The following is a 10,792-nucleotide window of genomic DNA, read 5'->3' on the forward strand; positions in this document are numbered from 1 at the left end:
AGTTTAAGCTACTGAACATAAAAAATTACAGACAATAAAAAACCAGCCGTTGGCTGGTTTTTGTGTGTTTGGCTCTTTGTTCTAACGGATTAACGCCAAGCCTTGAAGGTATTGATTAAACCATTCGTAGAACTATCATGACTATCAATTGATTGATCATCATTTAATTCTGGTAGAATTTGATTGGCTAATTGCTTACCTAATTCAACACCCCATTGGTCAAAACTGAAAATATTCCAGATAATACCTTGTGTGAAGATCTTATGTTCATACATAGCTAACAACGAACCAAGTGTTTTAGGTGTCAGTTGTTTGAATAAAATAGAGTTGGTTGGGTTATTGCCTGTAAACGTTTTAAACTCAGCTAATGTGGCAATGTCTGCTTCTGACATACCTGAATCTGTTAATTCATCAATCACTGTTTGTTTTGATTTACCGAACGCTAACGCTTCTGTTTGTGCAAAGAAGTTAGACATTAGTTTTACATGATGATCTGATATCTTATTATGTGATTGTGCTGGGGCAATGAAATCACATGGGATAAGTTTTGTACCTTGGTGGATTAATTGATAGAAAGCATGTTGACCGTTTGTCCCTGGTTCACCCCAGATAATTGGGCCTGTTTGGTAATCAACGGCTTTGCCATCACGATCAACACTCTTACCATTTGATTCCATATTACCTTGTTGGAAATAAGCGGCAAAACGATGCATATACTGATCGTAAGGTAAAATAGCTTCGCTTTCAGCACCGAAAAAGTTGTTATACCAAACCCCAATTAATGCCAAAATAACTGGAATATTATCTTCTAACGGTGTTTCAATAAAATGCTTATCCATCTCATGTGCACCGCTAAGTAACTCTTCAAAATTATCGAAGCCAACACTCAGTGCAATTGATAAACCAATTGCTGACCAAAGTGAATAGCGACCGCCAACCCAATCCCAAAACTCGAACATATTTTTGGTATCAATACCAAACGCTTGAACTGCGGCTGCATTTGTTGATAATGCTGCAAAGTGAGATGCAACATGCTCTTCACTTGCAGCACTCGCCAAGAACCATGATCTTGCACTGTGTGCATTCGTCATCGTTTCTTGTGTCGTAAATGTTTTTGATGCAATTAAAAATAATGTTGTTTCAGGGTTTAAGCCTTTTAATGTTTCTGCTATATGGGTACCGTCAACATTTGATACAAAGTGCATGTTTAGATGATTTTTATATGGTTTTAATGCTTCAGTAACCATATAAGGACCTAAGTCAGAACCACCAATACCGATATTGACGATATCAGTAATCGATTTACCTGTATAACCTTTCCAATTTCCACTAATGATGTCCTGACAAAATGCTTTCATTTGAATTAGAACTGCATTTATAGCAGGGATTATATCTTCACCATCAACCATTACTGGTGTATTACTGCGATTTCTAAGTGCGGTGTGTAATACTGCTCTTTTTTCAGTTTGGTTGATTTGTTCACCTGACACCATTGCATTAATAGCTGCGGGTAAATCCATCTCATGTGCAAGTGCTGTTAATTTTTTCAGTGTACATTGGGTGATTATATTCTTAGAGAAGTCGCATAAAATATCATTATTGAATTGCTTTGAGAATTGTTCGAATCTATTAGCGTCATTTGCAAACAAAGTACTGATATTTGTTTTTTTCATGTCTAAATAGTGCGCTTGTAAGGCATGCCAAGCATTCGTTTCTGTTGGATTCATGATTTTATTTTTCACTTTTACTAAATGGAATTTGGTAATTAATCTACATATAAGACAGATGAAGATGTTTTAAGGCGGTTCATTCAGCTGTACTCTAATTATATAAGTAATTTTCTTACATGATGATTATTATTCACAAAAATATTGTTGTTAATGCTAGGGATATCGCGTTTTTACGAGATGTTACAAAACTCTTGAATAATAAATCGCGAAATTAACGTCTTGACCTTACACTAAGGGTAAAGGTTACATTCTATTTATATTATCACTAATCGGATTTTTTCGTTATGTCTAAAACAGTTTCAATTGCTATCGATGGTATGTCATGTGCGGGCTGTGCATCAAAATTAGAGGCCGCGCTAAATGCTGAAAACGGTATTCAAGCTAGCGTTAATTTTGCGCTTGCGAGTGCTCAGATAAATATAACTGATATCGCAACAAGTCATACTGTTAAAACGATTCTAGATGATAAAAAATATCATTATCATACCGAATCATTATCACTCTCTGTCGGAGGGTGGTCTTGTGCTAATTGTGCAGCAAAAACAGTTTCTAAATTATTAGTAAACAAGCATATATTAAGCGTTGATGCTAACTTTGCGAGCGAGAAAATAACCGTAACGTATTTTTCTGGTGCCATCCTCCCCGCGGATATTATTAACTTGATCATTCACTTAGGTTACAAGGCGACTGTTAATCGCGGTAGTGTGGTGTCACAAACAGAAAATTTATTGGCCAGAGAAGTAGAATTCAAAAGAAAAAATAAACAGCAGCTGCTATTTGTGATCATTTCTGCTTTATTAACGTTGCCTTTAGTTGCTGGCATGTTAACTATGTTTGTCAGTGATATTAACTTCCTCGTTCCCGTATGGATGCAATTATTATTAGCCACACCAATCCAATTTATTATTGGTCGTCGTTATTATTTAGGTGCGTATAATTCATTAAAAAACGGTGGTGCAAACATGGATGTACTTGTTGCGACAGGTACCAGTGCTGCTTATTTCTATAGTTTATATTTATTTTTAACGTTAGGTGAAAGTGCACAAGGTGCGCTGTATTTTGAAGCCAGTGCGGTTGTTATTACTTTAATAAGTCTTGGTAAATACTTAGAAGAGAATGCGAAACAAAATACGTCTTCGGCTATCTATGCATTGATGATGTTAAGGCCGGAAGTGGCTAACGTAAAACGTGGAGATGAATGGCTAAAACTCCCTATTGAAGAAGTCGTCATTGGGGATGAAGTTAGGGTACTTGCGGGTGAAAAGATACCGGTAGACGGCGTTATTATTGATGGTCAAAGTGAATTAGATGAATCAATGATCACTGGGGAGAGTTTACCTGTATTAAAACAGATCGGACAAACGCTTATTGGTGGTTCTATTAATGGTACTGGCGTTTTACTGTTAAAGGTCAATGTGGTTGGTAAAGATTCCAGCTTAAATAAAATTATCTCTCTTGTTGAAACTGCCCAAATGGGCAAAGCTCCCTTTCAGCAATTAGTTGATAAGATAAGTAATATTTTTGTTCCGGTTGTGTTAGCCATAGCTACGCTGACATTTTTAGTCTGGTATTTCGGCTTTGATGACTTTGAAAATGGTTTGATTTCTGCCGTGGCGGTATTAGTTATTGCCTGTCCTTGTGCTTTGGGTCTTGCAACGCCTGCAGCATTAGTTACTGGGACCGGAGCTGCTGCACGACAAGGTATTTTAATTAAAGATATAGATACCTTGCAAAAAGCACATAAAATTACCGATGTAATGTTAGATAAAACGGGCACGTTAACACAAGGTAAGCCTAAGGTGACCGCCGTATATTGCTTTGATTATGATGAAGAGATTTTAATTAGTAGAGCTGCAGCAGTTCAGCAGTTTAGTGAACATCCGTTAGCAAAATCGATCATTAGTTATGCGCAAGACAAGCTACTTAAATTATTACCCGCCTCTCAAGTTGAGACTATTATCGGCTATGGTATCAAAGGGAATGTTGAAGAAGAGAAAGTGTTGATTGGTAATCGCGAATTGATGCTCGCAGAGGGCGTTGGCACTCAAGCTGGTGATTCGTTACTTGCTGAGTTAAGTGAACATACCGGTTCAGAAATGTGGGTTGCAATAGAGGGCCATCTTGTAGGTTTAGTTATTATTGCTGATACCTTACGTGTTGAAAGTCGGGCTGCGATTGCATTATTACAACAAGCTGGAATTAATACGATAATGCTCAGTGGTGATAATGCGATGGCAGTAGAAAAAATTGCTGAAGCACTAAAAATTGATCACTATTATGCGCAGGTAAAACCTGAAAATAAATCAAGTTACATCCAAGACCGACAACTACTTGGAAAAACAGTTGCCATGGTTGGGGACGGGATTAATGATGCGCCTGCATTAGCTCAAGCAGATATTAGCATTGCGATGGGATCTGGTTCGGACGTCGCGATGGAAACTGCCAATATTACCTTATTAAGAAATGATCCTCGCTTGGTTTCTGCAGCAATGGATATCTCGAAAATAACTTGGCGTAAGATCCAACAAAATTTATTTTGGGCATTTATTTTTAACCTTATTGGTATCCCGTTGGCTGCAGCAGGTTATTTAAGTCCTGAACTCGCAGGCGCGGCAATGGCATTTAGCAGCATTGCAGTATTGTCGAATTCACTACTGATTAAGCGTTGGCAGCCTAAGTTTGTTCGCCAATAAATTATCGATTACACAGGCTTGATTGTCTTGAAACAGTAAAGTAGCAGGTTATATGATGAAAAATATTAGTTCAGTAGCAAAAGAAGTCGGTTTATCAACAAAAACGATCCGTTATTACGAAAGTATTGCTTTAACCTCTGAGCCGATACGGGGGGATAATGGTTATCGTTATTATAATAAACGCGTTATTGATGAGTTAAATTTTGTGAAGCGGGCGCGAGATGCAGGGTTTAATCTTGAAGAATGTAAAGAATTAGTACATCTCTATAAAAGTGAAGAGCGTACCGCGGCTCAGGTAAAGGCATTAACGTTAGAAAAAATTACCGATATTGAAGCACGTATTGCAATATTACAAGGCATGCACAGTACGCTATTATCATTAGCATCTTCTTGTAAGGGCGATAACTCTTCAGAGTGCGCTATTTTAGATCAGCTTTCTATTGAATAAATATCACTGTTGTCTACTTTCCCGTAAACTAGGCGCTAAATAATACGACAAAATATTTATGAAATAAAAGGTTTTATATGACTGGTTCAGCATTATCACGCGAAGATGAAATATTATTATCAGATTGGCTATCTGGTGACGAAACACCAAAAGAAACATTATCATTAATTGCGATGAAAGGTTTTTTCTTTGGTTTAGTTGCTGCTCCTGAACCAATAGAAACTGAAGATTGGATGGATATGATCTTTGGCGGTGCTGCACCAATAAATATCACGGATGATAAATTATTCGCGATTATCTCTGTTTATAACGAGATCAGTGAACAGGTTTATGAAACGGGTGCTAAATTACCAACCGAGTGTATCGAGACTGCTGGTTTTGCGGACAACTTTAACTCCGGCGAAGCATTAAATGATTGGTCGATTGGTTTTGCGATTGGTGCTGCTTTTTATTATGAAAGTTTAGTAAGCTCATTGGCTGATGACAGTGAAATGCATCAAGCATTGCAAATGGCGTATCTGTGCTTAAGTTATTTCTCCTGTGCTGGTACTGCGCAACAAATTGCACAATTACAACAAAGTGAATGGGAAACATTTACGCATACCGTATTAGAGATGATGCCTGATTTTGTTGTCGCTTATGCACAAGTGATTGAACAAGCGGCATTGGCAAGTGGTAATTATGATGATGACGATTGGAATGATGACGAACTGATTGATTAATCACTTGGTTATTATTTAATAACCGTGAGTAGTCAGCTGTTATTCACGGTTATATTTGTCTCGTAATATTAAGCTTATCGCTTTTGTCCTTTTACTGGCTACTTTTCTTAATTACCATTTTCATATCCCTGCCTATTTTATAAAAATGCCTTATCTATTATGATGTTTCAATGTCATTTTTTGATCGCCGTAATCATGCATAGGAAGTCTAATGTCGAAACAAGTAGATAAAATACCGACCAATATTATTACTGGTTTTCTTGGCGTTGGTAAAACAACCGCTATCCAACAGTTACTTAAGCAAAAACCGGAAGGTGAAGTGTGGGGGATATTGGTTAACGAGTTTGGTCAAATTGGTATTGATGGTACTTTATTATCTGCATTTACTGAAACGTTAGACAATCAAGAACAGCGTATTATTGTCAAAGAAATCCCTGGCGGTTGTCTTTGCTGTGTAGCCGGGCTACCCATGAAAATGGGATTGAATATGTTAATCAGTAAAGCAAAGCCTGATCGTATCTTGATTGAGCCAACAGGACTTGGGCATTTACAGCAAGTGATTAAAGATCTATCGGGTGAATTTTACTGTGATGTTTTAGCACTCAACGCAACTATCTGCTTGGTTGACCCTATCCATCTTAATGATCGTAAATACGTTGAAAATAATCACTTTCAAGATCAAATCAGCTTGGCTGATGTACTTGTGGCGAATAAAACGGAGCAACTCAATAGTGAAGATAAGCGCCGTTTCATGGATTTTACTGCACAACTATTACCAGCTAAAAAATCAGTAGTGTGGACGCATCACGGTGAATTTTCAATTGATACTCTCGCGTTGCCACTTGATTATAGACGCCGGTCTCAACATTTATCCGCGCATCTAAAACATAGTCATATACATCACCATCAAGAAAAAGAGTCGTTAGCGCTCGATACCGATCTGCGTTTTGAACGCAATCATGGTGAAGGACAGGGTTTATTTAGTTATGGCTGGATTTTCAGTCAGCAACAGGTATTTAATTTAATGGCACTAGCGACATTATTAGAGCCTTTGGAAGTGGTGCGTTTGAAAGCTGTCATTAAGACCGATCAAGGCTGCTTTTCGATAAATAGTGTTAATGGCGAATGTGACTTTATGCCTATCAGTGAGTTGGAAACGAGTAAAATCGAAATAATTAGTATGATTGAGTTACCTTGGCAAAAGTTGGAGGAGGCATTATGTGATTGTCTTAGTCCTAAGGTAAATAATAAAATGTGAACTTTAAATTGCACTGTTAAAACTAAATTTGGTTAAATATAGCTTAATTGTTTTATATTTTAGTTATTGATTGCTTTATTTGGCGTGATTCATACAAACAAAACAATCATTATCTGCATGTTTTTACGTATACTTTAATTATAAACTTTGGGTAAAAGATATTGGTGTCGAAGATGGTTGATAAACAATTTATATTTTTATTACGTAGGCGACTTGGATACAGCAATTAAGCCTTGAGTGTGGTGCTTAGTTGCTGGTTTTACCAAGCGCGATGATCGCTAACTCATCATTGATGATGTGACTGAAAATATGTAAAAGGATTTTAATATGACTACATTTAACCACAGTAAATACCAAGCTTTCCCGATCCTAAATATGCCTAATCGACAATGGCCTAATAAGAGTATTACTCAGGCTCCCCAATGGTGTAGTGTTGATTTACGCGATGGCAATCAAGCGCTTGTTGAGCCTATGACGGTTGCGCAAAAGCGCCGTTATTACCAACTTTTATTGGCAATGGGTTTTAAACAAATCGAAGTTGGTTTTCCTGCTGCATCGAAAATGGATTTTGACTTTGTCCGCTGGTTAATTGAAGAAAATATGATCCCTGATGATGTGACGATTCAAGTTTTAACCCAAGCGCGTGAAAGTCTTATCGAAAAAACATTCGCGGCACTAAAAGGTGTGAAACAGGCGATTATTCACGTCTATAATTCTACGTCGACAGTACAAAGAGAACTTGTCTTTCAAAAAGATCGTCAAGGTATAATTGATATCGCGGTGCAAGGGGCTACATGGGTAAAACAGCATGCTGATGCTAATCCTGGTCCTTGCTGGCAGTTTGAATATTCACCGGAAAGTTTCTCCGGTACAGAATTGGATTTTTCCGTTGATATTTGTGATGCGGTCAATGCGGTTTGGCAGCCAACGCCAGCAAATCCGGTCATTATTAACTTGCCAGCAACTGTCGAAATGTCGACTCCGAACGTGTTTGCAGATCAGGTAGAATGGTTCTGTGAGCATGTGCAGGATCGAGAGGCTATTACCGTCAGTGTACATACTCACAACGATCGTGGTTGTGCTGTTGCGGCCGCTGAACTTGCTGTGATGGCGGGAGCCGACCGTGTGGAAGGTACCTTATTAGGTAATGGTGAACGTACCGGTAATATGGATATTATTACGATGGCTATGAACCTTTATAGCCAAGGAATTGATCCTAAACTTAATCTCGGCGATATTGATAATATTATTACTACTATAACTGAATGCACCAAGCTACCTGTTCATCCTCGTCATCCTTATGTTGGTGAATTAGTGTATACCGCTTTTTCCGGAAGTCATCAGGATGCGATTAAAAAATGCCTAGACCGTAGAAAACCTGAAGATAGTTGGAATGTGGCTTATTTACCTATTGACCCAACTGATTTAAATCGAACGTTAAAACATGTTATTCGTGTAAATAGCCAGTCGGGTAAAGGTGGCATTGCTTATTTACTTGAACAAGAATATGGCGTGCTGTTACCTCGTTGGCTACAGGTTGAATTCTCTTGTGTGGTACAAAAAAAATCGGAAGCGACCGCTAGTGAGTTGATGATCCCGCAAATATGGCAGCTATTTAAATCAACCTATGCAAGTAGTGATGACGTTTATAAGTTAATGGAATATAACGTTAGTCATGGAAATATAGATAAAATACAGGCTCAACTTGAAAATGCTGGCGAATTAACAGCGATTACAGGAGAGGGTAATGGAGCCTTAACAGCCTTTATGCAAGCACTAAAACAGCATTTTAATATTGAATTCGATGTGGTTAATTTTAGTGAGCATGCATTAAGTAAAGGTGCAGATGCAGATGCAATTGCTTATTTACAAGTTCAAACTGCAACACAATCCGTTATTGGGGTTGCGGTTAACAGCGATATTTTAACGGCATCATTAACGGCATTATTAAATGCAGTGAATCAAATAGAGGTGATTAAAAACCTTGCTGCCGCATAATAGATAATTAGTGCTAGTGAACACTAATTATCTATATCAGTTTTGTTCACAAATATCTGCAGCCCAAGGGCCTAAGGTTTTCCCCCCTTGGCCCTTATATACAAATTTCACGCCTACATGATCTTTGTGCGCCAATCGATAAATGGTACTATTTTTATTTTCACATAATGTATTATGCGTTTGTTTTTCTATTTGATCTTGTTGCCAGATAAGATTATTGGCTGGCAGTTGATAAATGACTGTCAGAATAGAGTTGTAGCGATCAAATTTCAGATGCTGATAATTATCCGCCATTGTTTGATAACGTACGATAGTAATATTATCTAGTTTGGTGGGCTGGTATTTGTAATTAGGTGTCGATTGACATCCATATAGACCAGTACTAAGCACAATAAATGCAAGTAACTTCTTCATAAAACACCACTTCCTTGTGTTATTTCGATTGTCGTTAATAAGTAATAATATTAACACTCGCTTAATATAATTGGCTATTGTTTTAAGTCATTAGCTATCACACTTTAGTTCTCTGCAAGCTAAATAACTGATAAATAGGCGCAGGCGTGTAGCTTAGGGAGCCCAATTATAATTTGTTTCGTGCTATTTCTTGAGCCTGAGAATAAAATTAATTGCTTTACCAAGTTGCTGATAGCGTTGTAAATCTGTTTTGTCATACTTGGTTGATAGATAGGTAATGTTGTTTCTATTCTTTAAATAGCGAGAAACTTGTAAACGATTGAAATTACCTATTTTGTATAGCATATCAAGTAATGTACTGGCATGTTCATCATCAAAAGCTAGTTTGAGCGGGTATTCAGCTTCTTTATAATTGACTTGCTCTAGTGACACTTTTTTGATGAACTGCTTTTCTTCTAAATATTCTAGCCATTGTTCTATCAACAAAGGTTTACAACCTGCGAGTAGGTTGAAAAAACCACCACTATCACTTTTACACTGAGTTAGTAGTAAACAAGCAAAGTTATTATCATTAGCGCTAAAGGTAACTTCGCCTGATTCTGTCCACAGTAACGATGCAACTTGAATCGTTGCTTGTTCTTGATTAAAACCTTCGCATTTAAAAATAAACATAATTGATTTAAATAATGGAAAAATTAATTATACGCAATTTACCCATAAAAGAATATTAGCTTAATCATGTTCTGTTAATTTATGGACCTGATCTAAGCATACTTGAAATAAATGCTGAGCAGAAATACTCGTTTTATCTATAGTAATAAGTTCGTCTATTAATAAAGGTAATAATGGAGACGCCGTACAACGGTATAAGCTTGTTGGTAAGCCTGCTGTTACTCGAGCTGAAAACGATAATATATCGATCTGACTTGCTGTTATTGATTCTAGTGAATACAAGCAGTCATGCGGTAACCATATAGATTGCGATTGATTGAGTGTGATAAGTGTTTTACCTAAACGAATGTTGATATCACCACTGCGTATTACAAGGAGTTGAGCTTTGTATTGTCGTTGGCGTTTGGTTTTCTCTGCTACTAATAGGTTTAAGCGGGCATATTCGATAGGTAAAGACATGATAGTTTCATTATGAGATAAAATGTAGGGATAAAATAATCGATATATGGAGTGATGGCTATTGTAACCATAGAGTGGATGTTATTTATCGAGCAGTTTGGTCGTTGACGTGGTCTTTTTGACTGTTATGTGAGCAGCTCTTTATCTGGTTACATGTTTTGTTAATAAAGGCTTGTCATGTAAAGTTAGATCTCTATAATGCGACCTCACTGACACGGCAAAAGCCGTTCGGTAAGGTGTTTAAAACAACTTCGGTTACTTTTTGAACGGCCTGAATAAAGCATAAATATATGCTTGACTTCGAATCTGGTTTGCGTAGAATACGCAGCCTGACTAAGGCGCAAAGCGTTGATGTCAATGCTCTTTAACAATTTATTCAAGCAATCTGTGTGAGCACT

Annotated in this window: 9 protein-coding genes; 5 read left to right on the forward strand and 4 right to left on the reverse strand. The window is 37.4% G+C overall.

All coding sequences use genetic code 11. The features are described 5' to 3' along the window. Window positions 1–89 precede the first annotated feature (89 nt). Complete coding sequence (pgi, locus tag AKG98_RS20895) at window positions 90–1,727, reverse strand: glucose-6-phosphate isomerase (protein WP_067050805.1); 1,638 nt, start codon at window positions 1,725–1,727, stop codon at window positions 90–92. A gap of 287 nt (window positions 1,728–2,014) precedes the next feature. Here pgi and AKG98_RS20900 point away from each other — a divergent pair, with 287 nt between their 5' ends. The 5 genes from AKG98_RS20900 (at window position 2,015) to leuA (ending at window position 8,849) form a co-directional block, all read left to right on the forward strand. Then, on the forward strand, window positions 2,015–4,423 hold the full coding sequence (locus AKG98_RS20900; protein ID WP_067050807.1) for a heavy metal translocating P-type ATPase: 2,409 nt from the start codon (window positions 2,015–2,017) through the stop codon (window positions 4,421–4,423). Between the two features lie 52 nt (window positions 4,424–4,475). Further along, window positions 4,476–4,871: a Cu(I)-responsive transcriptional regulator gene (gene cueR, locus AKG98_RS20905; RefSeq protein WP_228140387.1), complete on the forward strand. Its 396-nt coding sequence runs from the start codon at window positions 4,476–4,478 to the stop codon at window positions 4,869–4,871. 77 nt (window positions 4,872–4,948) lie between these two features. Further along, entirely contained in the window at window positions 4,949–5,593 is a 645-nt protein-coding gene (locus AKG98_RS20910; RefSeq protein ID WP_067050814.1) for a UPF0149 family protein, read from the forward strand. 211 nt (window positions 5,594–5,804) lie between these two features. Continuing rightward, window positions 5,805–6,851, forward strand: a complete 1,047-nt coding sequence (locus AKG98_RS20915; protein WP_067050817.1) for a GTP-binding protein — start codon at window positions 5,805–5,807, stop codon at window positions 6,849–6,851. A 327-nt stretch (window positions 6,852–7,178) separates the two neighbouring features. Beyond that, a complete protein-coding gene (gene leuA / locus AKG98_RS20920; RefSeq protein ID WP_067050820.1) occupies window positions 7,179–8,849 on the forward strand; it encodes a 2-isopropylmalate synthase in 1,671 nt (556 codons plus the stop codon). A gap of 36 nt (window positions 8,850–8,885) precedes the next feature. Here the strand turns inward: leuA and AKG98_RS20925 are convergent, their stop codons facing one another. The 3 genes from AKG98_RS20925 to AKG98_RS20935 all read right to left on the reverse strand — a co-directional run bounded on the left by AKG98_RS20925 (window position 8,886) and on the right by AKG98_RS20935 (window position 10,394). Next, window positions 8,886–9,263, reverse strand: a complete 378-nt coding sequence (locus AKG98_RS20925) for a hypothetical protein (RefSeq protein ID WP_067050823.1) — start codon at window positions 9,261–9,263, stop codon at window positions 8,886–8,888. Between the two features lie 183 nt (window positions 9,264–9,446). After that, window positions 9,447–9,935 (reverse strand): hypothetical protein, encoded by a 489-nt coding sequence (locus tag AKG98_RS20930; RefSeq protein ID WP_067050826.1) that lies wholly within the window; start codon window positions 9,933–9,935, stop codon window positions 9,447–9,449. A gap of 60 nt (window positions 9,936–9,995) precedes the next feature. After that, entirely contained in the window at window positions 9,996–10,394 is a 399-nt protein-coding gene (locus AKG98_RS20935; protein WP_067050829.1) for a hypothetical protein, read from the reverse strand. Between the last annotated feature and the right edge of the window lie 398 nt (window positions 10,395–10,792).

This window comes from Moritella sp. JT01, assembly GCF_001574435.1.
Lineage (GTDB): Bacteria > Pseudomonadota > Gammaproteobacteria > Enterobacterales > Moritellaceae > Moritella.

What these genes read in the sequence shown, in the direction of transcription:
- AKG98_RS20925 (WP_067050823.1), bottom strand. Translation starts at nt 9,263, where the DNA reads ATGAAGAAGTTACTTGCATTTATTGTGCTTAGTACTGGTCTATATGGA.
- leuA (WP_067050820.1), top strand. Translation starts at nt 7,179, where the DNA reads ATGACTACATTTAACCACAGTAAATACCAAGCTTTCCCGATCCTAAAT.
- AKG98_RS20900 (WP_067050807.1), top strand. Translation starts at nt 2,015, where the DNA reads ATGTCTAAAACAGTTTCAATTGCTATCGATGGTATGTCATGTGCGGGC.
- pgi (WP_067050805.1), bottom strand. Translation starts at nt 1,727, where the DNA reads ATGAATCCAACAGAAACGAATGCTTGGCATGCCTTACAAGCGCACTAT.
- AKG98_RS20935 (WP_067050829.1), bottom strand. Translation starts at nt 10,394, where the DNA reads ATGTCTTTACCTATCGAATATGCCCGCTTAAACCTATTAGTAGCAGAG.
- AKG98_RS20930 (WP_067050826.1), bottom strand. Translation starts at nt 9,935, where the DNA reads ATGTTTATTTTTAAATGCGAAGGTTTTAATCAAGAACAAGCAACGATT.
- cueR (WP_228140387.1), top strand. Translation starts at nt 4,476, where the DNA reads ATGATGAAAAATATTAGTTCAGTAGCAAAAGAAGTCGGTTTATCAACA.
- AKG98_RS20910 (WP_067050814.1), top strand. Translation starts at nt 4,949, where the DNA reads ATGACTGGTTCAGCATTATCACGCGAAGATGAAATATTATTATCAGAT.
- AKG98_RS20915 (WP_067050817.1), top strand. Translation starts at nt 5,805, where the DNA reads ATGTCGAAACAAGTAGATAAAATACCGACCAATATTATTACTGGTTTT.